Raw genomic sequence first — 23,516 nt, forward strand, 5'->3', positions numbered from 1 at the left:
CCCAGACTCGAACCACAGGCCTCGCCAGGCCGCATCGCGCAGAGAAAGAAGGAAAAAGAATGCAGTACGCTTCGCTGAACCGTTTTCGTACCGGGTTGCTCGCCTTGCTTTTGCTGTGCGTGACCTTGCCGGCCCTGGCCCAGAATGCCCCCGCCCCCCAAGCCGATAGTGCCAGCAGCGCAGCACCTGCCGTGGAAGCCCCGAGCCTGGATGATCTGAACCAACAGCTCGATCAGATCCGTCAGAAAGTGACGGTCAGCGCCAACGATGACCTGCTTTCAAGCCTGCGCCAGGCGGCTTTGCAGGTCCAGAAACAAGCTGACAATCTGGTTGCTCAGCAGGCTGTCGACATCGAACACCTGAATGATCAGCTCAACATTCTCGGGCCGGTGCAACCGGACGAAGCGCCAAGCCTGACCAGTCAGCGCAAGACGTTGACCGCGCAGAAAAACGCGCTGGTCAATGATGAACGGCAGACCAATGAGCTAAGCCAGTCAGCCCGGGATCTGGCTACGCAGATATTCAACCTGCGCCGCAGCCTCTTCGATTCACAGATCAGCACGCGCACCGCGAGCCCGCTCAGTTCGGCATTCTGGTCCACGCTGATTCGCCCGACCGATGACGACCTGGGACGCCTGAACAGGCTTCTGGTGGATGTGCGCCAGGTGCTCAACAACGCGATGGCACCGGAAAACCGTGTGCAATTCATCAGCGTGGTGCTGGGCGCGTTGTTCATCTGGGTAGTTGTCCGGCGCCTGCTGGAGCGCCTGCTGATCTGGGCAATGATTCGCTGGCTGCCCGAAGGCCGCCTGCGCCGCAGTGCTCTGGCCCTGGCTGTCGGGCTGTCGACCATTCTCACCATCACCATTGCCACTTCCTTGCTGCGCTGGGGGATCGTCCACAACGCGGTACTCAGCAACGACGTAGTCAATCTGCTCGATCAGGTGCAGACGCTGATTACCTTCTGCGCCTTCATCGTCGGTCTGGGCCGTGCGCTGTTGATGCTGGCACACGCCTCGTGGCGCCTGCCGCAAATTCCTGACCAGATCGCCATCGCATTGGGTCGCTTCCCCCCTGCCCTGGCGCTGGCACTGATGGTCATCGGCACGCAGGAACGAATCAACAGCGTGATTGCCAGCAGCCTGGCCCTGACGGTTGCGGTCAATGGCCTGACGGCACTGGCGGTTTCGCTGGTGTTCTTCTATGCCCTGTTGCGCTACCGCCGCACCCGCCGACGCTTTGAGCTGGAGCGCCCGGCGGGCTTCGCCGGGCTGATTCCGTTTATCGTTGCGGTGTGGGTCGGCCTGAGTTTGCTGGCGTTGTTGAGCGGCTACCTGACGCTGGCGTACTTTCTGGCAGTGAAACTGCTCTGGGTGAGCGTGGTAGCGTCCACTGCATACCTGCTGATCGCCTGCTTCGGTGACATCTGCGAAACCCTCTTGTCGCCCAAGCAACCCGGCGGCCTGGCGCTGGGTTCCGCGCTGGGCTTGTCCACTCGCCATCAGGCGCAGGCAAGTACCGTACTGGCCGGCATAGGCCGCACCTTACTGCTGCTCACCGCTGTCCTGCTGGCGTTCCTGCCTTCAGGGTCAAGCCCGGGCGATCTGCTCGCCAGCTTTACTCAGCTGGATGTCACCTCCAAATCCATGGGCAACCTGAACATCGTCCCCGGCGACATTCTGGTAGCACTGGTGTGCCTGGTCGTCGGCCTGCTGAGCGTGCGTGTCCTCAAGGAGTGGTTTGGAGAACGCCTGCTGCCCGAAACCAACATGGACGCGGGCATGCAGGCCTCGCTGGTGACCCTGATCGGATACATCGGCTTTGTGCTGGTGGTGGCCGTGGTGATGTCCACACTCAACATCAGCCTTACCAACCTGACCTGGGTGGTCAGTGCGCTGTCGGTGGGGATAGGTTTCGGCCTGCAAGCCATTGTGCAGAACTTCATCTCCGGCCTGATTCTGCTGACCGAGCGTCCGGTCAAAGTCGGCGACTGGGTAAGCCTGGCGGGGGTCGAAGGCGATATTCGCCGGATCAACGTCCGCGCGACCGAAATCCAGATGGGCGACCGCTCGACAGTGATCGTGCCGAACTCGCAATTCATCACGCAGAACGTCCGTAACGTGACCATGGGCAACGCGCTGGGCGTAGTCGGAATCACCCTCACCCTGCCCCTGGAAACAGACGTTCTGCAAATACGCGAACTGCTGTTGCAAGCCTTCACCGAACACGAAGCGATACTCGATGCGCCAGCGCCTTCAGTCACCTTCAAGGACTTGACCAATACCGGTTTGATCATCAGCGCCAGCGGCTACGTGAACAGCCCACGCTCGGTGGGTGGCGCACGGAGTGATCTGTTGTTTACGGTCTTGGGGCGTCTGAGGGAATTGGGTGTAGCGCTGTCTGCACCGCAGAGCATGGTGTTGATTAATGAGGGGGCTGGGAAGGAGGCGGCGGAGGAGGAGAGTCAGTGATGCTTGTTTATATGGTGTCCCAGGCGGGGTTCGAACCTGCAACCTTCCCCTTAGGAGGGGGATGCTCTATCCAATTGAGCTACTGAGACACTGCGTGCCGACACACCGATCGGTGCCAGCGAGGACGGCGTGCATCTTAGCGGCATGTGGCGCTTTTGTCATGTCGTCATTGCCCTTCGACCCTGTAGCCGATGTCGCCTGGAAACACGGCCCGATAAACCGATCATGCAATTTGCAATACCCCAAAAAGCCATCATTGCAAAACGCACTGTAGAGCACTTTTTTTAATTTAATAAACCATTGATTTAAAAGGATTTTTTATCATTTTCTGATTGGCATGCAGACTGCATTATTGATATCTGTGGAACACATCTCATCCCAAACGGTCGGGCACAGGTACTGGAAAATGAACAAGACTCTCTCAGCGTTGAATGCGGCAGCTCTGGTGGCTCTGGTGGCATTTCATTTCCAGGATTCTGGTATCAAGGACGCTCAGGCCATCACGCCTGCTCCTGTGCACCACCAGATCAGTCAGGCGCCAAAGCTGGCAATCATGACTGACCGCGTTGCAAGCGCGGCGATGCTGGCTAATGACGATGATGAGTCACTTCAGTTTCCACGCGCCGAACAGCGCTGGGTTTTCTGATAACGCCCGCAACGAGCCTTTCAAGAGAGAGTAGCCATGTCAAAATCCGCGTTGTCATTTCTGGTCCTGACGATCATGGCTGTCGTTGCCGACCTTTTGCTTCCTGTTAATGCACAAGCCATGAGTATCGCTGCAAATATCGCCGCCGGCGTATTCGCCAGTCTCTTCGTGGTTGCGCTGTTCGTCGGTCGTCGCTTCAAATTCGACCCGGTGCTTCGCTGACAGCGAAGCTACCTGCGCCAATTTGCCCGGTCGTCTGACCGTTCGCATCCAGAATCCCCCCTCCTCCAAAAGAACCTTCCTGCACCGCAGCCAACCCTTTGTCGGCTAACCTCGCTCACGCTGAATTTAGACGCATACTCAGAGTCAAATGGCCATGATCGCTAAAAGGCTCGGTGGCGTGCCCTTTTATCCGGGGACAAATGCGATGACTTTGCAAATTCGCTCGCATTTCTGATAATTGGTGCTGGCAATACGCCGCTACCTGAGTCAATATTTGTCACAGAATTGACGCCAAGGATTCGACGTAATACGGCATGATGTCGGCCCCTTGGAACCCCGGTTGAACATTTGGCCAAAATGATTGTCAGACTGTGACAATCTTGCGGCCACTTGCTAGAACCGCTTCCCCTGAACTAACCGGTTAAATATATGAGCCCTATGAAACAGGCTACTTATTCCAGCCGCACGGCTGACAAGTTCGTCGTTCGCCTACCAGACGGCATGCGTAATCGCGTGCAAGAGGTAGCCAAGAATCATCACCGCAGCATGAACTCGGAGATCATTGCTCGTCTCGAACAAAGCCTGATTCAGGAAGGTGCTCTTGGTGATGAACCAAGCCTGCGTCTCGATAGTCCTGAGCTGTCCTTGCACGAACGCGAGCTGCTGCAACGCTTTCGTCAGCTTTCACATCGTCAACAGAACGCCCTTGTTTCGCTGATTGCTCATGACACGGAACTCGCTTCCGAAGAGTCCTGAGATTTGACGTAACAGACAAAGGCCAGCGAAAGCTGGCCTTTTTCGTTATAGCCTTTTTGTAGTCTTTTTCTTTATTAGTCGTCGGCTTATTGTGTTACACAGCGACATGAAGACTTGGCCGAAGCATAAAAAAACCGCCTGATCACGGCGGTTTTTTATTTCAAAAGACTGTAATAGTCGCGAGACTTAGAGCAGAAAAATCGTCGCCAGCCCTAGAAAGATGAAGAAGCCGCCGCTGTCGGTCATCGCCGTAATCATGACGCTTGCCCCCATCGCCGGATCTCGTCCCAGGCGGGAAAGCGCCATGGGAATGGAAACGCCCATCAGCGCTGCCAGCAACAGGTTGAGCGTCATGGCTGCGGTCATGACCACACCCAGCGACCAGCTGTCATAAAGCAGGTAGGCGACCACGCCGATCACACCCCCCCAGATCAGGCCGTTGATCAGGCCGACAGCGAGCTCCTTGCGCAGCAATCGCGCGGTATTACCGGTATTGACCTGGTCCAGCGCCATCGCGCGCACGATCATGGTGATGGTCTGATTACCGGAGTTGCCACCGATCCCGGCCACGATAGGCATCAGCGCAGCGAGCGCCACCAGCTTCTCGATGGAGCCTTCGAACAGGCCGATCACACGCGAGGCCAGAAACGCGGTTACCAGGTTGACTGCCAGCCAGGCCCAGCGGTTGCGCAGCGAACGCCATACCGACGCGAAGATGTCTTCTTCTTCACGCAGACCCGCCATGTTGAGGACTTCGCTTTCGCTTTCCTCACGAATCAGATCGACCATTTCATCGATGGTCAGACGGCCAATCAGCTTGCCGTTCTTGTCCACGACCGGCGTGGAGATAAGGTCGTAACGCTCAAACGCCTGTGCCGCATCGTAGGCATCGTCTTCCGGGTGAAAGCTGACCGGATCGTTGGCCATGACTTCGCCAACCTGCTTCTCCGGATCATTGACCAGCAGACGCTTGATCGGCAGCACGCCCTTGAGCACACCCTCGGAATCGACTACGAACAGTTTGTCGGTGTGACCGGGCAGCTCTTTGAGCCTGCGCAGGTAGCGCAGCACGACTTCAAGGCTGACGTCCTCACGGATCGTCACCATCTCGAAGTCCATCAACGCACCGACCTGATCCTCGTCATAGGACAGGGCCGACCGCACGCGCTCACGCTGCTGTGAATCCAGTGTCTCCATGAGCTCGTGAACGACGTCGCGGGGCAACTCGGGAGCAAGGTCGGCCAGTTCGTCGGCGTCCATGTCCCGTGCCGCCGCGAGCAACTCATGATCGTCCATGTCGGCGATCAGGGTTTCACGAACGGAATCGGATACTTCAAGAAGAATGTCGCCGTCGCGATCGGCCTTGACCAGCTGCCAGACGGTCAGACGGTCTTCCAGGGGCAAGGCTTCAAGGATATAAGCGACGTCGGCAGAGTGAAGGTCTTCGAGCTTGCGTTGCAACTCGACGAGGTTCTGCCGGTGAACCAGGTTTTCTACACGGTCCTGATGCTGACCTTCCTGACGATGGGTCAGGTCTTCAACAATACGCTGGCGCTGCAGCAGATCGACAACCTGAGCCAGGCGATCCTGCAAGCTTTCCTGCGTTTTTTTTACTTCTCTTTCGGTCATAGGCGAACTCCACTCCCAGCAGCGGGGCACGCCGGGAGATCAATCAGTTAATTCATGATTGTTGAAAAACATTATCGAGTAACGACTGGGTATGTCCATGGAGGTGTTCCACAAGCCCCGGCGGAGCTGACGGGCGCAATGATACACCGCTTTGAGCGAAGCGCACGCGAGAAAATTCAGCTCAGAACAACCGTTTGCAGTGCAAACCTGCGCAACTCCGTAAGCCAGCCAGGGTTCGACGTCACATTCAGCCAATAAAACACGCTCGCCCCGTCCAAAGGCGGGAGTTAGCCTTTGCTGACACCCGTCACGGAGGACCCTGGGCATGCGACCTGCCAATCATCTACTGCTGTGGAGCGCCCTGCTCTGCATTTCTGCAACTGCAACCGCCAGCAGCGTGCATCGCTGCGAGGATGCATCCGGAAAGATTACGTTTACCACCCTGGGATGCCCGGATGGGCACAGCAGCCGTCTGCAGAAAGCCTTCAATGCGCCGCCGGGAACCCGTATCGATGTGCTTCCGCCCGCCGACACTGCGCATACTGTGCGTGAAAAACCGGCAGACCGGACAGTTGTCGTGGTCGGCACACGCGATGATGGCTGCGGCAACCGCCTGAGCGCCGAACAGCGCCGGACTGCGATCATCAACCAGCGCACGCCTCCCGGCATGACGCAGCGTGATGTCGAGAGCCTGCTGGGGCGCCCCGACAAAGTCACCCACCGCAACGGAGAATTGCATTACGTGTACAACCAGAAAAAAGGCCGCAGCCATAAGGTGACATTTGACGAGCACGGATGCGTTAAAGGAAAACGCTAGAAAGCAAAAAGCCCACATCTTTCGATGTGGGCTTTTCGTTTGTATGGTGCACTCGACAGGATTCGAACCTGTGACCGCTCGGTTCGTAGCCGAGTACTCTATCCAGCTGAGCTACGAGTGCATTGGTGTTTTTAGACCAGATCACCTCTGGTTGGAGCCAGTTATCGGAAACCTTGTAATTGCTTACAACACTTCAAACAACTTTAAATGGTGCACTCGACAGGATTCGAACCTGTGACCGCTCGGTTCGTAGCCGAGTACTCTATCCAGCTGAGCTACGAGTGCATGTGTTGGTGCCGCGCATTATAGGTCGTAAGATTGTTTAGTCAAGCACTTTTTCTAGTAAATTCAACAACTTACAGATCAAGCCCAATCTTACGCACTACATAAATAATGGCGGAGAACGGGGGATTCGAACCCCCGACACCCTTTTGAGGTGTACTCCCTTAGCAGGGGAGCGCCTTCGGCCACTCGGCCAGCTCTCCGCAACACGGGGCGTATAATAACCACCCTTTTCCCCGTTTGCAAACCAAAAATTCAATAAAAATTAATGGCTTGGTTCTTCGTCCTTCTCTTTCTTGATACGCAGGTAAATCTCTTCACGGTGGACAGCGACTTCCTTGGGCGCATTGACACCAATACGCACCTGATTACCCTTCACTCCGAGCACGGTGACGGTGATTTCACCATCCCCAATGATCAGGCTTTCCGCGCACCGACGAGTCAGAATCAGCATACTTTTCTCCTTACGCCTTTATTCAGGGACAACAGTCTGCAACCTATAGGCAGTGACACTAGCAAAACGCCATGACCACTACCTGTATATCGACTAACGCAAAGAAAACAAAAGCCCTTCTGCGCAGCACCCGAAAGACGCGGCCACGCCGCGCCCTTCGATGACAGGGTCATTCACCCTGCCGCGGAGCATCCAGCTCAAAGGCCGTGTGCAATGCGCGCACAGCCAACTCCAGGTATTTCTCTTCGATGACCACGGAAACCTTGATTTCCGATGTGGAGATCATCTGGATATTGATGCTCTCCTTGGCCAGCGCTTCGAACATACGACTCGCAACGCCGGCATGCGAGCGCATGCCGACGCCGACGATGGACACCTTGGCGATCTTGGTATCGCCGGACACTTCACGCGCGCTGATTTCACGCGCGGTGGCTTCGAGCACCTGCAAGGCCGCCTGATAGTCGTTGCGATGGATCGTGAAGGTGAAATCGGTGGTGTTATCGTGCGAGACGTTCTGCACGATCATGTCCACTTCGATATTGGCCGCGCTGATCGGGCCGAGAATCTTGAACGCCACGCCGGGGGTGTCTGGCACACCACGGATGGTCAGCTTGGCTTCATCGCGGTTGAAGGCGATGCCGGAAATGATCGGCTGTTCCATGGATTCCTCTTCATCGATTGTAATAAGGGTGCCCGGCCCCTCTTTGAAGCTGTGCAGAACGCGCAGCGGGACATTGTATTTGCCGGCGAATTCGACCGCACGGATCTGCAGCACCTTGGAACCGAGGCTGGCCATTTCCAGCATCTCTTCGAAGGTGATCTTGTCGAGGCGCTGGGCCTGCGACACGACACGCGGATCGGTGGTGTAGACGCCATCGACGTCGGTGTAGATCTGGCACTCGTCCGCTTTCAGCGCCGCCGCCAGGGCAACACCGGTCGTGTCCGAGCCACCACGGCCGAGGGTGGTAATATTGCCGTGTTCGTCGACACCCTGGAAACCGGCGACCACCACCACACGACCCGCTTTCAGGTCGGAGCGGATCTTCTGGTCGTCGATCTGCAGAATGCGTGCCTTGTTGTGCGCGCTGTCGGTGAGAATACGCACCTGATTGCCGGTGTAGGACACCGCCGGAACGCCACGCTTCATCAAGGCCATCGCCAGCAGCGCGATGGTCACCTGCTCGCCCGTGGAGACAATGACATCCAGCTCACGGGGAACCGGCTGATCACTGATCTGCCTGGCCAGCTCGATCAGACGATTGGTTTCACCGCTCATGGCCGACAGCACGACCACCAGGTCGTCACCCGCCTCACGGAATTTCTTGACCTTGTCGGCCACCTGCTCGATGCGCTCTACAGAGCCCACGGAGGTGCCGCCAAATTTCTGTACGATTAAAGCCATCTCAAAGCCGCCTCAAATCCCGTTAAGAGCACCCATTAACATTCGAGTCCAGGTGCGGCCTGCCGGTGTGCGGCAGGCCCGCTGACCCGACTCAGATACCCTGCTCTACAAAAGGAACGGCCAGTGCCAGCGCTGAATCCAGCGCACCGGCATCGACACCACCGCCTTGAGCCATATCAGGACGACCACCACCTTTACCACCTACGGCGGCAGCTGCCTGCTTCATCAAATCACCGGCTTTGAGTTGGCCAGTCAGGTCCTTGGTCACGCCTGCGACCAAGACAACCTTGTCCTCATGAACACTGCCGAGCAGGATCACTGCGCGGCCGAGCTTGTTCTTCAACTGATCGACAAGCGCCAACAGCGCCTTGCCGTCCTGACCATCCAGGCGCGTGGCCAGAACCTTGACCCCTTTGACATCCAGCGCCGCTGACGACAGGTCGTCACCGGCGGCACTGGCTGCCTTGGCTTGCAGTTGTTCCAGTTGTTTTTCCAGCAGACGGTTGCGTTCAATCACCGCCGTCAGCTTGTCCAGCAGGTTGTCGCGATTGCCTTTGACCAGCGTCGCGGCTTCCTTGAGTTGATCCTCGGCCGAATTCAGCCAGGCCAGCGCCGCAGCGCCGGTGACGGCCTCGATACGGCGCACGCCTGCTGCAACACCGCCCTCACTGACGATCTTGAACAGCGCGATGTCACCGGTACGGCTGGCGTGAATGCCACCGCACAGCTCGACGGAGAACTCGCCGCCCATGCTCAGCACACGAACGCTGTCACCGTACTTCTCGCCGAACAGCGCCATGGCGCCCTTCTTCTTCGCCGTGTCGATATCGGTTTCTTCGGTCATTACCTCGGTGTTCTTGCGAATCTCGGCGTTGACGATATCTTCCAGCGCGCGCAGTTGCTCGGCCTTGATCGCTTCGAAGTGGCTGAAGTCGAAGCGCAGGCGCTGACTGTCAACCAGCGAGCCTTTCTGCTGAACGTGCTCACCCAGCACCTGACGCAATGCGGCGTGCAGCAAGTGAGTGGCCGAATGGTTCAATTTGGTTGCATCGCGAACTTCATCAGCCACTTGTGTTTCAACCTGCGCGCCAACGCTCAGGCTGCCGGACGCCACAACGCCGTGGTGCAGGAAGGCACCGCCGGTCTTGGTGGTATCACTGACGTCAAAGCGCGCGTCACCGGCCTGCAGGAAACCGCTGTCACCGATCTGACCGCCCGACTCGGCGTAGAACGGGGTGATGTCGAGAATCACCACGCCCTCTTCGCCTTCATTCAGGTGAGAAACCGACTGGCCTTCCTTATAGAGGGCCACGACGCTGGCGCTGCCAGTGGTCGCCGAGTAACCGGTGAACTGCGTGGCCACGTCGACCTTGACCAGGCTGTTGTAATCCATGCCGAACGAGCTGGCCGAACGGGCGCGCACGCGCTGGGCGTCCATTTCACGCTCGAAGCCTGCTTCGTCGAGGGTCAGGTTACGCTCGCGGGCGATATCACCGGTCAGGTCCATCGGGAAACCGTAGGTGTCGTACAGCTTGAACACCACTTCGCCCGGAACCACCGTGCCTTTGAGGTCGGCCAGATCCTGCTCGAGAATTTTCAGACCTTGCTCGAGGGTCTTGGCGAACTGCTCCTCTTCGCCTTTCAGCACGCGTTCGATGTGCGACTGCTGTTGCACCAGCTCAGGGAACGCAGACCCCATCTCGGCAACCAGCGCGGCAACGATCTGGTAGAAGAAGCTGCCCTTGGCACCCAGCTTGTTGCCGTGACGGCAGGCGCGACGAATGATGCGGCGCAGTACATAACCACGCCCTTCGTTGGACGGCAGCACGCCGTCGGCGATCAGGAAGCCGCACGAACGGATGTGGTCAGCCACGACTTTCAGCGAAGCCTGGTTGTCATTGCTGCAACCAATGGCCTTGGCCGACGCAGCCAGCAGGCTCTGGAACAGATCGATTTCATAGTTGGAGTGCACGTGCTGCAGCACCGCACTGACACGCTCCAGGCCCATGCCGGTATCGACCGACGGTGCCGGCAGCGGGTGCAGCACGCCATCCGCAGTCCGGTTGAACTGCATGAATACGTTGTTCCAGATTTCGATGTAACGGTCGCCGTCTTCTTCCGGCGAGCCTGGCGGGCCGCCCCAGATTTCCGGGCCGTGATCGAAGAAAATCTCGCTGCAAGGACCGCACGGGCCGGTATCACCCATGGTCCAGAAGTTATCGGAGGCGTACGGTGCGCCTTTGTTGTCGCCAATACGGACCATGCGCTCGGCGGGCACGCCGATCTCCTTGGTCCAGATGTCGTAGGCTTCGTCGTCAGTGGCGTACACCGTGACCCAGAGTTTTTCCTTGGGCAGGTTGAGCCATTTTTCGGAGGTCAGGAAGGTCCAGGCGTAGGTGATGGCATCACGCTTGAAATAGTCACCGAAGCTGAAGTTGCCCAGCATTTCGAAAAAAGTATGGTGACGAGCGGTATAGCCGACGTTTTCCAGGTCGTTGTGCTTGCCACCGGCACGCACGCATTTCTGACTGGTAACGGCGCGGGTGTAGGCACGCTTTTCCTGGCCCAGGAAGCAATCCTTGAACTGGTTCATGCCTGCGTTGGTGAACAGCAGGGTTGGGTCATTGCCCGGAATCAAGGAGCTTGAAGCGACACGGGTGTGGCCTTGCTCTTCGAAGAAGCCAAGGAAGGCTTCACGGATTTCTGCGCTTTTCATAGGTTCTTCCACGGAGACTGCGGCCAGAGGCAAGTGCAAAACGTCAAATGACGTAGCGACGGCAAAGGGCCGCATTATATAGGCGTTGCGCCCTCGGTACAGTGTGTTTGTGCGATAGAAACAAGTAACTGGATTATCGGCATGTCATGAATGTTCAAAGACTGCGAATGCGGCGATGACCTGTTCGACCTGAGCGCGCGACACGTTCAGGTGGGTCACCATGCGTAGCCGCGACGCGGCCGTGAGTACGATGCCCCGCTCGGCGCAGAACGCTTTGAGCGATGCCGCGCGTTCGCCGATCTGCACATAGACCATATTGGTCTGTACCGGCTCGACAGGGTAGCCAAGCCCGCTCAGGCCTTCAGCCAGAAACGCCGCGTTGGCATGGTCATCTGCCAACCGCTCGACCTGATGATCCAGCGCATAGAGCCCTGCCGCAGCCAGCCCTCCAGCCTGACGCATGCCACCGCCAAGCATCTTGCGCAAGCGGCGGGCCTTGGCGATCAACGGCTGCGAACCGCACAGCACCGAGCCGATCGGCGCGCCCAGCCCCTTGGAGAGACAGACCGAAACCGAATCGAAGTGCCGGGTGATCTCATGGACATCGACACCCAGCCTGACCGCGGCGTTGTACAGCCTCGCGCCGTCCAGATGCAGGGCGAGCCCCTTTTCCAGGGTCAGGGTACGCGCGGCAGCCAGATAGTCCAGGGGCAGCACCTTGCCCTGCATGGTGTTTTCCAGGGCCAGCAGGCGCGTGCGGGCGAAGTGAAAGTCATCGGGCTTGATGGCGTCGAGCACCTGCTGCAGGTCCAGGGAGCCGTCGGCCTGCACCTCCAGCGGCTGCGGCTGAATGGAGCCCAGCACTGCCGCACCACCACCCTCGTACTTATAGGTGTGGGCCTGCTGACCGACGATGTACTCATCGCCACGCTCACAGTGCGCCATCAGTGCCAGCAGATTGCTCATGGTGCCCGACGGCACGAACAGCGCGGCATCGAACCCGAGGCGTCCGGCAAGCGTCGCTTCGAGCAGATTGACGGTAGGGTCCTCGCCGTAGACATCATCGCCAACGGGCGCACGTGCCATGGCATCGAGCATGCCGGCCGTGGGCAGAGTCACTGTGTCGCTGCGCAGATCGATGACAGTCACGAAAAAGCTCCCTGAAGTTGAAGATCGATAATGCATGCAACCTTTGGCTTGCAACAAGGCATTACTGAGGCTGCAGTACATGATAATCAAGCGCCGCCGCTCTCGATACTCCGAGCCCTTATAAGAAAAAGGCAGGTATACCGTACGAAAGTGTCCATGCATGATCCAGCGAACTATGATAAAAATCTCGCGCCGGCCACGTAAAGTGACGGCAACGTTCTCAGGGCGGGGTGCAATTCCCCACCGGCGGTAATGACGCGCAATGCGTCTAGCCCGCGAGCGCTTGGGGGTCGTGGCTTTGGCTGCTATCTGCAAGGTCAGCAGACCCGGTGTGATTCCGGGGCCGACGGTCATAGTCCGGATGAAGAGAGAGCGGGATTGGTGTCAGCAAGAACGTCTGTAAAACCTATCCATGAACGACATCGTTCAGGAGGCTTTCCTACGCAGCTTGAATCCCTTTCGATCCAAATGCCCTGTTTTTTCCATAAACAGGAGTCAGAACACGTGCAACCAACTGCAATCGACAGCAAAAGCAAAAGCCACGCAAACGAGCGTGTCGCGTTCATCCAAGCCTGTTGGCACAAGGATATCGTCGACCAGAGCCGTAAAGGTTTTATCGCCGAGATGGCCAATCAGGGCTACGCCGAAAGCGATATCGACATCTTTGAAGTGGGCGGCGCCTTTGAAATCCCGCTGCATGCAAAACTGCTGGCCAATACCGGCCGCTACGCTGGCATCGTCGGCGCCGCACTGGTAGTGGACGGCGGCATCTATCGTCACGAATTCGTCGCGCAGTCAGTGGTCAGCGCATTGATGCAGGTTCAGCTGGAAACCGAAGTACCGGTGTTCTCCGTGGTCCTGACACCGCATCATTTCCATGCGGGCGAAGAGCATCAGAAGTTCTTCTTCGATCACTTCGTGCACAAGGGCGAAGAAGCGGCCAAGACCTGCGCTGACACCCTGACCAAGGTACGCAGCCTGCGCCGTCTGGATGCACAGCAGAAAGCGGCCTGCTGAGACGCAGCATCGGTAAGTGTCCTCCCGGACACCTACCGTTCCTCACGCTCCAGCGTGGGAATGCCGTTCTGGACGCTCTGCGTCCGGTGTTCAGGGTGCGGAGCGATCAGCCGAGGCTATCCGCATCAGTGGGTACGATCAGAATTCCCGCACGCAGGCCGTTTTTGACCCTGGGGTTGGGGAAGATGATCCTCGCGCCCTCTTCTTCCACTACCCAGCGTGAACCACCCGCGTCTTCGGCCAGCACGTAGCCTTTTTCCAGCGAGGAGAAGTTCTCGACGTCATCGGCCAGGTTGAAGGTGAACGCATCGGTGCGCTTGATCACTTCCCGCGCCACGCTGAACAGTTGCAACCCTTCAAGATCGTCATCCCGCTCGGGCTCGGTGCCCTCGATGAGCTGCTCGATACACACGCGCAGCGGCCCAAGGTTGACCTGCTGGTTCTGCCCGAACGGCCGCGCCTTGCCCAGTTCCAGAGTGAAAGCCTCGGCCCCCAATTGATCGTAGGTGTAGGCGCTGAACACAATGGAAGGCTTGTTCTGCAGCAACACCGCACTCATGCCCGCCGCCCGCAGCCGGGCCAGCTCGAGCCGGGAATGCTGACGTCCTTCCTTCCACGGGTACAGCGCGAACTGCTCGATCGTCGAGCCACGAATGGCCGTGTGCAGATCGTAATGCAGCCGATAGCGCTCCGGCAGGCTGAAAAAGCTGGCGGCCAGTCGTTCCAGCTCGCAGGCCCGCAAGGCCTCGGCACCACCGCTTTGCAGATGACGGCCGTTGAACAGCCGGTTGACATCCTGCTCGACAAAACGCGCCCCGCGTCGCATCGCATCGGGATTGCCGAACAGGAACAGAATACGTGCGCGCGGTTTCAGGTCGCCGCGCGCGATGCTGCGGATCAATTCATCCAGCAGCTCGATGGGTGCAGTCTCGTTGCCGTGGATGCCGGCAGACAGCAGCAGGTCAGTGCCATTGTCACGAGCCTCTGGCGGGCGGACTTCCAGTGCGCCCTCGCCCATCCAGCGCATGCGCACGCCTTCGACGGTCAGTTGAGTCTTCTCCGCCGGCTCACGTCCAGCCAGGGTCAGTTCAAGCAGTTTGCCGAGGGCGAGCATGGCGCGCTTCCTTAGTGGTTGCAGTCAGGACCGTGAACGTGACCGTCTTCCTCGACGCCCATGTCGGCTGGCTCCATTTCCAGTTGCAGGCTGACCAGGTTGGTCGCCAGCGGACGTAGCAGCAGGTTGGCGTATTCGGCATCGTCTTCTTCGACGTCAACGCCGATCAGCAACTGGCCACGGCCATCCTGCTGAATCCACAATTCCTTGCCCTGCCAGATGACGGCAACGCGGGTGCAGGACGTTTCCAGCTGGGTGCCATCAGTGTCTTCAAGGATCAGTTGCAGGGCGTCGCTCATATAAAAATGCTCTCTATCAAGGAAATAGTGCGCCGGACAGTGGCCCGACGCGCAGGATGCTTCAATTCAGTTGAAACGGATAAACCGCGCCCAGTTTAAGGATTTGCGTCAGTTCATCCAATGCCGTGCGGCATTCGTTGAGCAATCGGGGGTCGGCCAGATCGCTTTCACTCATGCGGTCCCGGTAGTGCCTGTCGACCCACTGCGTCAACGTTTCGTACAACGGCGCAGTCATGATCACCCCCGGATTCACCGCCGCCAGCTCGGTGTCATTGAGCGCCACCCGCAGGCGCAGGCAGGCCGGGCCACCGCCGTTCTGCATACTTTGCTTGAGGTCGAACACCTTGACCTCGGCAACCGGGCTGTCATCGACTATCAGTCGTTGCAGGTAAGCCCAGACGCTCGCATTAGCCTGGCACTCCTGCGGCACGATCAGCAGCATCGAGCCATCGGGACGCGACAACAGCTGGCTATTGAACAGGTAGGAGCGCACGGCATCCTGAACCGAGACCTCGGCACGCGGTACGCAAATCGCCCGCAACTGCCCGCCGACACGACCGAGTTTGTCGCGCAGCTCATTGAGCATCGGTTCGGTATTGAGGAACGCGTCCTGGTGATAGAACAGCACCTCACCGTTGCCGACCGCAATCACATCGTTATGGAACACCCCCTGATCAATGACCGCCGGGTTCTGCTGACTATAGACCACGCCGGCCTCGCTCAGACCGTGCAGCCGCGCAACGGCGCGTGACGCCTCCAGGGTCTGACGGGCCGGGTACTTCTGCGGTGCCGGGTAGCGCGTGTCGAACGCACTGCGGCCAAACACGAAAAACTCCACACCGGCCTCGCCGTAATCACGACAGAAACGGGTGTGGTTGGCAGCGCCTTCATCGCCAAACTGCGCGACAGCCGGTAACGCAGGGTGATGAGCGAAATGTTTTGCATCCGCGAACATGGCGCCGAGCACGCGAGTGGTGGTCGGATGCTCGATGCTGCGGTGGTATTTACAGTTGAGATTGGCCGCCGTGAAATGCACACGCCCATCGGCAGTGTCGGCACTGGGGCTGACCGTGGCCGCGTTGGCCACCCACATGCTGGATGCCGAGCAACTGGCGACCAGCAACGGCATGTCCTGACGGGCCGCTTTTTCAATCACCTGCTCATCGCTGCCGGTGAAGCCCAGACGGCGCAGGCCGGACACATCAGGACGCTCCTGCGGCGCCAGCACGCCCTGGGTAAACCCCAGGTCCATCAGCGCTTTCATTTTCGCCAGGCCTTGCAGCGCCGCCTCACGCGGGTTGGCGCTTTGCTGGCTGTTACTCTGGGAGGCAACGTTACCGTAGGACAACCCGCCGTAGTTGTGGGTTGGCCCGACCAGACCGTCAAAATTCACTTCACAGGACTTCATCGGCAAGGCTCCGTGGATCTGTTTTTATAAGCAATCGTGCGCACACTGTCAGCTCAACCTGATACCGGGAGTCAGTGTCGCAGGCAGCGTCAGGCTGCCCGCCTCCAGCGAAGCCACCGGATAGGCGCAGTAATCGGCCGCATAATAGGCGCTGGCGCGGTGGTTGCCCGAGGCGCCTACCCCGCCGAACGGCGCACTGCTGGCGGCTCCGGTCAACGGCTTGTTCCAGTTGACGATCCCGGCACGGCTGTGCAGCCAGAACTGCTGGTAACGCGCTTCGGAGTCAGACAGCAGACCTGCCGCCAGGCCATACCGGGTGGCGTTGGCTTCGGCGATGGCGGCATCGAAACCGGCGTAGCGGATGACTTGCAGCAGCGGGCCGAACAGCTCTTCGTCGGGGCGCTCGGGCACCGCACTGACATCGATAATGCCAGGCGTCAGCAATGCCGCGCCGGGCTGCGGCTGGCGCATTTCCAGCAGGGTCAGCGCGCCGTTGGCGAGCAGATTGCGCTGCGCGTCGAGCAAGGCGCGTGCAGCCTCCAGCGAAATCACCGAGCCCATAAACGGCGCAGGCTGCTGATCGAACGCCCCGGCTTCGATAGTAGCGCTGACCCCAACCAGTCGTGCCAGCAGGGCATCACCCCAGTCGCCTTCGGGCACCAGCAGACGACGCGCACAGGTGCAGCGCTGGCCTGCGGAAATGAAGGCCGACTGAATGATGGTGTACACTGCGGCATCGATGTCCTGAACCTGATCGACGATCAACGGATTGTTACCGCCCATTTCCAGCGCAAGGATCTTGTCCGGCCGACCGGCGAACTGCTGGTGCAGCGCATTGCCGGTGCGGCTCGACCCGGTGAAGAACAGGCCGTCGATACCCGGATTGGCGGCCAGCGCGATACCGGTTTCGCGACCGCCCTGCAGCAGGTTCAGAACCCCGGCAGGCAGTCCGGCTTCGATCCAGCACTTGACGGTCAGCTCAGCGACTTTCGGTGTCAGTTCGCTGGGTTTGAACAGCACCACGTTGCCCGCCAGCAAGGCCGGGACGATATGCCCGTTGGGCAGATGCCCGGGAAAGTTGTACGGGCCGAACACGGCGACCACGCCGTGCGGCTTGTGGCGCAGTACCGCAGTGGCGTCGCCCAGTGGCCCGCTCTTTTCACCGGTTCGTTCGCGATAGCTCTGCACCGAGATGGCAATCTTGTTGACCATGCTGGTCACTTCGGTCGCCGACTCCCACAACGGTTTGCCGGTTTCTTCACCGATGCACTGCGCCAGCGCGTCGGCGTGATGCTTGAGACGTGCAGCGAAGGCCTCCAGTACCGCGATGCGCTGATCCAGAGACAGCAGTGCCCAGCCGGGAAATGCCTGACGCGCCGCCTGCACCGCCTGCTCGACCTGCGCGGCGCTCGCGCCACGCCCGGACCACAGCACCTGCTGGGTCACCGGGTTCAGCGAATTGACCACCTCACCCTGCCCGTCCTGCCACACACCTGCGATGTAAAGGCTATTCATCAAACGCCCTCCCGCGCCGCAGACAAGGGCACCGCGCGCACATTGTCGCCCGCACTCATGCGCAGCCGCCTGGCAGTCTGCGGAGCGACGACCAGCGTGCCGGCAGCAAAACGCGCAGCGCCTACCGTGATGCGGCAGTCTTCACGCTTGCGGTTGTAGATCAGGAACTGTGGAGCGTCGTCACCTGGCGTGCCGATGGCCAGCACCAGCGCCTGGCTGTCCTTGATTGCGCGAATCTTGCCGGTCTCGCACTCGATGGCCGGGCCGGCATCGAAGATGTCGACATAACCCTGATACGAAAAGCCTTCGCTCTTGAGCATGGTCAGCGCAGGCTCGGTGTCGGCATGCACCCGACCGATCACGTTGCGTGCGTCTTCGGAAAGAAAGCAGCTGTACAACGGAAACTTGGGCATCAGCTCGGCGATGAATGCCTTGTTGCCCACGCCGGTCAGGTAATCGGCCTGGCTGAATTCCATCTTGAAGAAGTGCCGCCCCAGACTTTCCCAGAACGGCGAACGGCCCTGCTCATCGGACATGCCGCGCATTTCGGCAATGATCTTGTTGCCGAACAGCTTGGGAAATTCGGCGATAAACAGCATCCGCGCCTTGGACAGCAGGCGGCCGTTGAGGCCGTTACGCGAATCACTGTGCAGGAACAGCGAGCACAGCTCGGCATTGCCGGTCAGGTCGTTGGCCAGGAACAGGGTCGGAATTTCCCGATAGATGTTCAGTTCCTGTGAAGCGCTGACGGTCAGGCCGACCCGGTAGTTGTACCAGGGCTCACGCAGACCGACCGCTCCGGCGATGGCGGAAATGCCCACCACCCGGCCGTCATCATCTTCCAGCACGAACAGGTAATCGGCATCGCCGCGCTCGGCTTCGCCGCGAAAGGTCTTTTCAGCCCAGCCTACCCGGTGCGCCAGACGCTGCTCATTGGCGGGCAGGGTCGTCAGACCGGCGCCGGTGCTGCGCGCCAGCTCGATCAACGCGGGCAGGTCGCTGCTGCGTACAGGACGAACGATCATGTTATCTCCTCAGCGGCTCATCGAGAGCCTTGAAACTCGCTAATCGGCTATCGAACGTCCGGTTCAGACCGCGACAATCCGCACACTGGCACCTTCACCAACACCCAGGGCATCGGCAGCCTGGAGGCTCAACACCACCGGCCTGCCGGGCGCCCAGTCCAGTTCCAGCAGCACCGCGCGGTAGTCCTGCAACAGGCCATTGGCGATCAGATACAGACGCCCGCCCTTGCCGACATCGCTGCTTTGCCCGGCCTCGACCTTGACCGGAACCAGACGGCTCTGGGCAATCGAGCGAATCCCGGACACCCGCGCATGCAGCGTCGGCCCACCGTCGAAAATGTCGATGTAGTGATCGGTTTCAAAGCCCTCGCGCATGAGGATGTCGAAGGTGATCTGCGCACGCGGATGCACCTGCCCCATGGCTTCCTGCGCCGCGTCGGGCAGCAGTGGCACGTAGATCGGGTAATGCGGCATCAGCTCGGCGAGGAAGGTCCGGCTTTTCAGCCCGCACAGGCGTTCGGCAGCGGCGTAATTGATATCGAAGAAGTTGCGCCCGATGGCATCCCAGAACGGTGAGTCGCCCTGCTCATCGCTGTAACCGACGATCTCGGTGACCACCGAATCGGCAAAGCGCTCGGGGTGACTGGCGACAAACAGCAGGCGGCCGCGCGAATTGAGCTCCGACCATGCCGTGCCGACCAGCTCCGGGACCACGTAGAAACTGGTCAACAGGCTGTTACCGGTCAGGTCATGACACTGCGACAGCACGTGAATCTTGTTATGGATCTTCAGCTCGCGGGAAGCATGCACGAAGGTTTCGTTGCGAAAACTGTAGAACGGCTCGGAGTAGCCCGCCGAGGCGACAATGCCCGAGCAGCCCACCAGCTTGCCGCTTTCGCTGTCTTCGAGCACGAAGAAGTAGGTTTCTTCGCCGTTGAAGCTGACCTCGGCGGCAAACGACGCCTCCGACGAGCCGATCTTGTCGGTCAGGCGGCCAGCATCGTCGGGCAAGGACGTGACACCGATAGGGCTGTCGGCAGCGAGGCGTTGAACCTCGGCCAGGTCAGCCATTTGCGCAGGGCGCATTACCAGCATGGTGCCACTCCTTGTAGATCGACCAGCCTTTACGACCGGCGCTAGTAAAAGCACCACACGGCGTCAGGCCGCATGGCGCAGGAAACAGGTGCGGCACCCGCCATCAGGCGGACGCCGCAAGGCTGCAAGCGAGTCAGGATGTCAGTTGGGCGATGGCGCGTTCAAAGCGGTTCAGGCCCTCTTCGATGTCCGCGTCTTCAATCACCAGGCTCGGCGCGAAACGAATCACGTCAGGGCCGGCCTGCAGGATCATCAGGTCCTGAGCCTCGGCCGCATTGAAGATGTCCTTGGCCTTGCCCTTCCAGGCATCGGACAACACACAACCGATCAGCAGACCCAGACCGCGCACTTCGCTGAACACGCCGTATTGCTGGCCAATGCTTTGCAGACGGGTCTTGAACTGCTGATGCTTGCGCTGTACGCCAGCCAGCACTTCAGGCGTATTGATCACGTCGATCACCGCCTCACCGACCGCACACGCCAGCGGGTTGCCGCCATAGGTGGTGCCGTGAACGCCGACCGCAAAGTGCCTGGCGAGCTTTTCAGTCGTCAACATCGCCGCCAGCGGGAAACCGCCGCCGATGCTCTTGGCGCTGGAAAGGATGTCCGGGGTCACGCCGTAATGCATGTAGGCGAACAGATGACCGCTACGGCCCATGCCGCTCTGCACTTCATCGAACACCAGCAGGGCGTTGTGCTCGTCACACAGTTTGCGCGCACCTTGCAGGTATTCCAGCTGACCCGGCAGAACACCGCCCTCGCCCTGGATCGGCTCCAGCACCACGGCACAGGTCTTGTCGGTCACGGCGGCCTTCAGTGCGTCGAGGTCGTTGTACGGCACATGGCTGATGCCGGTGATCTTCGGCCCGAAACCATCGGAGTACTTCGGCTGCCCACCGACGCTGACGGTGAACAGGGTACGGCCATGAAAACTGTTCAGCGCCGCGATGATTTCGTACTTTTCCGGGCCGTACTGGTCATGCGCCACACGACGTGCCAGCTTGAAGGCGGCTTCGTTGGCTTCCGCACCGGAGTTACAGAAGAACACGCGCTCGGCGAACGTCGCATCCACCAGTTTTTTCGCCAGACGCAGGGTCGGCTCGTTGGTGAAGACGTTGGACACATGCCAGAGGTTATTGGCCTGCTCTGTCAAGGCACCGACCAGCGCCGGGTGGCAGTGGCCCAATACGTTGACGGCGATCCCGCCCGAGAAATCCACCAGTTCGCGCCCCGCCTGATCCCAGACCCGGGAGCCCGCACCGCGCACAGGGATGAACCCGGCCGGGGCGTAATTGGGGACCATTACCTGGTCGAAATCGGCGCGTTGCACCGCAGCATGCTCAACGGACATCGGAGTCTCCTGATGAGGAACGCCTGCCTGAAACTGGCGAGCGATGGAAAGATTGTAAGGACTGAATTGTGTTCGGCCTTGCCGCCAGGCGACAACTTGTTACAGCGCAAAACCGGGTTTTTTCAAGGTTTTCGGCAATGCGACAATTTGCGTCACAAAGGCGCAGTTTAAACGGATTGAAGCCGGCCTGTCTGGACCTGAGCTGTCGCGGCAGCACTTCTATCGCGACAAGACAATCAACCGCGTTCGGCAGGCACAGGGGAAAGTTCGAACGGGCTGCTGCTGCGTCGCTGATTGCGGTCTTCACGCGGCGTGGCACCGAAGAAATTGCGGTAGGCGCTGGAGAAGTGCGGCCCCGAGGAAAAACCGCACGAAAGGCCGATCTGAATGATCGACTTGCTGGTCTGCATCAGCATCTGGCGCGCCTTGTTCAAGCGCAGTTCCAGGTAATACTGGCTGGGCACACGGTTGAGGTACTGCTTGAAGATCCGCTCCAGTTGGCGACGAGACACGCACACGTGCTGGGCGATTTCGTCGGTGGTCAACGGCTCTTCGATATTGGCTTCCATCAGCAGCACCGCCTGGGTCAGCTTGGGATGGCTGGAGCCCAGACGGTTCTGCAGCGGAATGCGCTGACGCTCGCCGCCTTCGCGAATGCGCTCGACCACCAGCTCTTCGGAAACCGCCCCGGCCAGTTCGGCCCCATGGTCGCGGGACAGCACCGCCAGCAGCAGGTCGAGCACCGACATGCCACCACAGGCGGTCAGGCGATCCCGATCCCAATCGAACAAATGGCTGGTGGCGATGACCTTGGGGAAGCGCTCGGCGAAGTCGTCCTGCCAGCGCCAGTGCACGGCGGCACGGTAGCCATCCAGCAGGCCCAGTTGCGCAAGCGGATAGACGCCCGCCGACAGCCCGCCAATCGAACAGCCGGCACGCACCAGTTGCTTGAGCGCACTGCCCAGCGCCGGGGCCACGCCTGCCGGGGGCTCGTCAGCCAGTAAAAACAGCTTCTGAAAGCCCTCCAGTCGCCCGGCCCAGGGCTCACCCGGCAACTGCCACGCACCGGCAAGCGCCGCTGGCTCCGCGGCCTCGGCCTGTAGAAACGACAGCTCATAGACCACTTCAGGGTGAACGCGCTGCGCAACGCGCAAGGCTTCCTCGGCCAGTGCCAGGGTCAGGGCTCTGGTACCAGGCCAGACGAGGAAACCTATTCGATGGGCAGTCATTGGGAGATCCGATACGTATTGCCGCAAAAGCCGAGCCTTGGAAGATAGCTCGATCTGGAACATCCAGGTCGTGTCGCGCGTCGCGCAGCATGCCCTGTTCTGGCATAAAAAGGCATCGTCATGCGCTGCCGATCGTCACTTCAGGCTGCCGGACAGGAATTGCTGCAAACGCTCGGTCTGCGGATTGGCCAGCACTTCGCGCGGATTGCCACGTTCCAGAACGACGCCCTGGTGCAGGAAAACCAGCTGGTTGGAGACCTCACGGGCAAAACCCATTTCGTGAGTCACCACCACCATGGTGCGGCCTTCCTGAGCCAGGCCCTGCATGACCTTTAGCACATCACCGACCAGCTCCGGGTCCAGCGCCGAGGTCGGCTCATCGAACAGCATGACCTCGGGCTCCATCGCCAGTGCGCGGGCAATCGCCACACGCTGCTGCTCACCGCCGGACATGTGCCCAGGGTAAGCGTCCTTGCGATGGGACACACCGACCTTGGCCAGATAGTGTTCGGCCTTTTCCAGCGCTTCCTTTTTCGACACACCCAGCACATGGACCGGCGCTTCGATGATGTTCTGCAGTGCAGTCATGTGCGACCACAGGTTGAAGTGCTGAAACACCATCGACAGGCGTGAACGCATGCGCTGCAACTGCTTGGCATCGGCAGCTTTCAGGCCGCCTTCCTTGTTTGGCACCAGCTTCAACTCTTCGTTGTTGAGCAGGATCTTGCCGGCATGAGGCTGTTCGAGCAGGTTGATGCAGCGCAGAAAGGTGCTTTTGCCCGAGCCGCTGGAGCCGATGATGCTGATGACATCGCCGGCCTTGGCGGTCAGGGACACGCCCTTGATCACTTCGTGACTGCCATAGCGCTTGTGCAGATCCTGCACTTCCAGTTTGTTCATGCTTTGGGTTTCCACAGTA

At 59.6% G+C, this 23,516-nt stretch carries 20 protein-coding genes, 4 tRNA genes and 1 riboswitch; of the genes, 6 read left to right on the forward strand and 18 right to left on the reverse strand.

The genetic code is table 11. The annotated features are described in order from the left end of the window. Positions 1-59 precede the first annotated feature (59 nt). Positions 60-2,471: a DUF3772 domain-containing protein gene (locus AC54XV_RS18235; protein WP_496717122.1), complete on the forward strand. Its 2,412-nt coding sequence runs from the start codon at positions 60-62 to the stop codon at positions 2,469-2,471. Between the two features lie 12 nt (positions 2,472-2,483). Here AC54XV_RS18235 and AC54XV_RS18240 read toward each other — a convergent pair. Continuing rightward, a tRNA-Arg gene (locus tag AC54XV_RS18240) sits at positions 2,484-2,560 on the reverse strand. A 317-nt stretch (positions 2,561-2,877) separates the two neighbouring features. Between AC54XV_RS18240 and AC54XV_RS18245 the strand changes: the two genes are divergently transcribed. The 3 genes from AC54XV_RS18245 to AC54XV_RS18255 all read left to right on the forward strand — a co-directional run bounded on the left by AC54XV_RS18245 (position 2,878) and on the right by AC54XV_RS18255 (position 4,095). After that, positions 2,878-3,117 (forward strand): hypothetical protein, encoded by a 240-nt coding sequence (locus AC54XV_RS18245; protein WP_024639118.1) that lies wholly within the window; start codon positions 2,878-2,880, stop codon positions 3,115-3,117. Between the two features lie 36 nt (positions 3,118-3,153). Beyond that, positions 3,154-3,339 carry a PA3371 family protein gene (locus tag AC54XV_RS18250; RefSeq protein ID WP_003406456.1) on the forward strand — a complete coding sequence of 62 codons (186 nt, stop codon included), beginning with the start codon at positions 3,154-3,156 and terminating at the stop codon, positions 3,337-3,339. A gap of 429 nt (positions 3,340-3,768) precedes the next feature. Further along, positions 3,769-4,095 carry an Arc family DNA-binding protein gene (locus AC54XV_RS18255; RefSeq protein ID WP_002554423.1) on the forward strand — a complete coding sequence of 109 codons (327 nt, stop codon included), beginning with the start codon at positions 3,769-3,771 and terminating at the stop codon, positions 4,093-4,095. A 186-nt stretch (positions 4,096-4,281) separates the two neighbouring features. Here AC54XV_RS18255 and mgtE read toward each other — a convergent pair whose 3' ends face one another. Continuing rightward, positions 4,282-5,724: a magnesium transporter gene (gene mgtE, locus AC54XV_RS18260; protein ID WP_003412626.1), complete on the reverse strand. Its 1,443-nt coding sequence runs from the start codon at positions 5,722-5,724 to the stop codon at positions 4,282-4,284. 325 nt (positions 5,725-6,049) lie between these two features. Here mgtE and bamE point away from each other — a divergent pair, with 325 nt between their 5' ends. Continuing rightward, positions 6,050-6,541, forward strand: coding sequence for an outer membrane protein assembly factor BamE domain-containing protein (gene bamE, locus AC54XV_RS18265; protein WP_003406463.1), 492 nt, complete (start codon positions 6,050-6,052; stop codon positions 6,539-6,541). A 44-nt stretch (positions 6,542-6,585) separates the two neighbouring features. Here bamE and AC54XV_RS18270 read toward each other — a convergent pair. The 7 genes from AC54XV_RS18270 to ltaE form a co-directional block, all read right to left on the reverse strand. Beyond that, positions 6,586-6,662 (reverse strand) — tRNA-Arg (locus tag AC54XV_RS18270). An 87-nt stretch (positions 6,663-6,749) separates the two neighbouring features. Then, positions 6,750-6,826: transfer RNA gene (locus AC54XV_RS18275), tRNA-Arg, on the reverse strand. A 109-nt stretch (positions 6,827-6,935) separates the two neighbouring features. After that, positions 6,936-7,026: transfer RNA gene (locus tag AC54XV_RS18280), tRNA-Ser, on the reverse strand. Positions 7,027-7,088: 62 nt separating this feature from the next. Next, complete coding sequence (gene csrA, locus AC54XV_RS18285) at positions 7,089-7,277, reverse strand: carbon storage regulator CsrA (RefSeq protein ID WP_002554426.1); 189 nt, start codon at positions 7,275-7,277, stop codon at positions 7,089-7,091. 169 nt (positions 7,278-7,446) lie between these two features. Further along, entirely contained in the window at positions 7,447-8,679 is a 1,233-nt protein-coding gene (locus AC54XV_RS18290; RefSeq protein WP_003369901.1) for an aspartate kinase, read from the reverse strand. A gap of 91 nt (positions 8,680-8,770) precedes the next feature. Further along, positions 8,771-11,395: an alanine--tRNA ligase gene (gene alaS / locus AC54XV_RS18295; protein WP_024642718.1), complete on the reverse strand. Its 2,625-nt coding sequence runs from the start codon at positions 11,393-11,395 to the stop codon at positions 8,771-8,773. A 144-nt stretch (positions 11,396-11,539) separates the two neighbouring features. After that, positions 11,540-12,544 carry a low-specificity L-threonine aldolase gene (ltaE, locus tag AC54XV_RS18300; RefSeq protein ID WP_058398736.1) on the reverse strand — a complete coding sequence of 335 codons (1,005 nt, stop codon included), beginning with the start codon at positions 12,542-12,544 and terminating at the stop codon, positions 11,540-11,542. A gap of 212 nt (positions 12,545-12,756) precedes the next feature. Then, positions 12,757-12,922: riboswitch (FMN riboswitch) on the forward strand. Between the two features lie 126 nt (positions 12,923-13,048). Here ltaE and AC54XV_RS18305 point away from each other — a divergent pair. Continuing rightward, positions 13,049-13,561, forward strand: a complete 513-nt coding sequence (locus AC54XV_RS18305) for a 6,7-dimethyl-8-ribityllumazine synthase (RefSeq protein ID WP_003406469.1) — start codon at positions 13,049-13,051, stop codon at positions 13,559-13,561. 106 nt (positions 13,562-13,667) lie between these two features. Here AC54XV_RS18305 and astE read toward each other — a convergent pair whose 3' ends face one another. The 9 genes from astE to AC54XV_RS18350 form a co-directional block, all read right to left on the reverse strand. Then, a complete protein-coding gene (gene astE, locus AC54XV_RS18310; RefSeq protein WP_058398735.1) occupies positions 13,668-14,675 on the reverse strand; it encodes a succinylglutamate desuccinylase in 1,008 nt (335 codons plus the stop codon). Positions 14,676-14,686: 11 nt separating this feature from the next. Further along, complete coding sequence (locus tag AC54XV_RS18315; RefSeq protein ID WP_003314741.1) at positions 14,687-14,974, reverse strand: hypothetical protein; 288 nt, start codon at positions 14,972-14,974, stop codon at positions 14,687-14,689. A gap of 61 nt (positions 14,975-15,035) precedes the next feature. Next, positions 15,036-16,382 (reverse strand): N-succinylarginine dihydrolase, encoded by a 1,347-nt coding sequence (astB, locus tag AC54XV_RS18320; protein ID WP_054091886.1) that lies wholly within the window; start codon positions 16,380-16,382, stop codon positions 15,036-15,038. 48 nt (positions 16,383-16,430) lie between these two features. After that, positions 16,431-17,900 (reverse strand): succinylglutamate-semialdehyde dehydrogenase, encoded by a 1,470-nt coding sequence (gene astD, locus AC54XV_RS18325; protein ID WP_161633403.1) that lies wholly within the window; start codon positions 17,898-17,900, stop codon positions 16,431-16,433. Next, complete coding sequence (gene astA / locus AC54XV_RS18330; protein ID WP_058398734.1) at positions 17,897-18,922, reverse strand: arginine N-succinyltransferase; 1,026 nt, start codon at positions 18,920-18,922, stop codon at positions 17,897-17,899. Before astA ends, astD begins: the two co-directional genes overlap by 4 nt. Positions 18,923-18,985: 63 nt before the next feature. Beyond that, a complete protein-coding gene (aruF, locus tag AC54XV_RS18335; protein ID WP_003404093.1) occupies positions 18,986-20,017 on the reverse strand; it encodes an arginine/ornithine succinyltransferase subunit alpha in 1,032 nt (343 codons plus the stop codon). Positions 20,018-20,150: 133 nt separating this feature from the next. Further along, a complete protein-coding gene (locus tag AC54XV_RS18340) occupies positions 20,151-21,368 on the reverse strand; it encodes an aspartate aminotransferase family protein (RefSeq protein WP_011268516.1) in 1,218 nt (405 codons plus the stop codon). 236 nt (positions 21,369-21,604) lie between these two features. Beyond that, entirely contained in the window at positions 21,605-22,597 is a 993-nt protein-coding gene (gene argR, locus AC54XV_RS18345; protein ID WP_024639109.1) for a transcriptional regulator ArgR, read from the reverse strand. A 135-nt stretch (positions 22,598-22,732) separates the two neighbouring features. Continuing rightward, positions 22,733-23,497, reverse strand: coding sequence for an ABC transporter ATP-binding protein (locus AC54XV_RS18350; protein ID WP_003404100.1), 765 nt, complete (start codon positions 23,495-23,497; stop codon positions 22,733-22,735). Between the last annotated feature and the right edge of the window lie 19 nt (positions 23,498-23,516).

Source organism: Pseudomonas fragariae (ex Marin et al. 2024) (assembly GCF_059621105.1).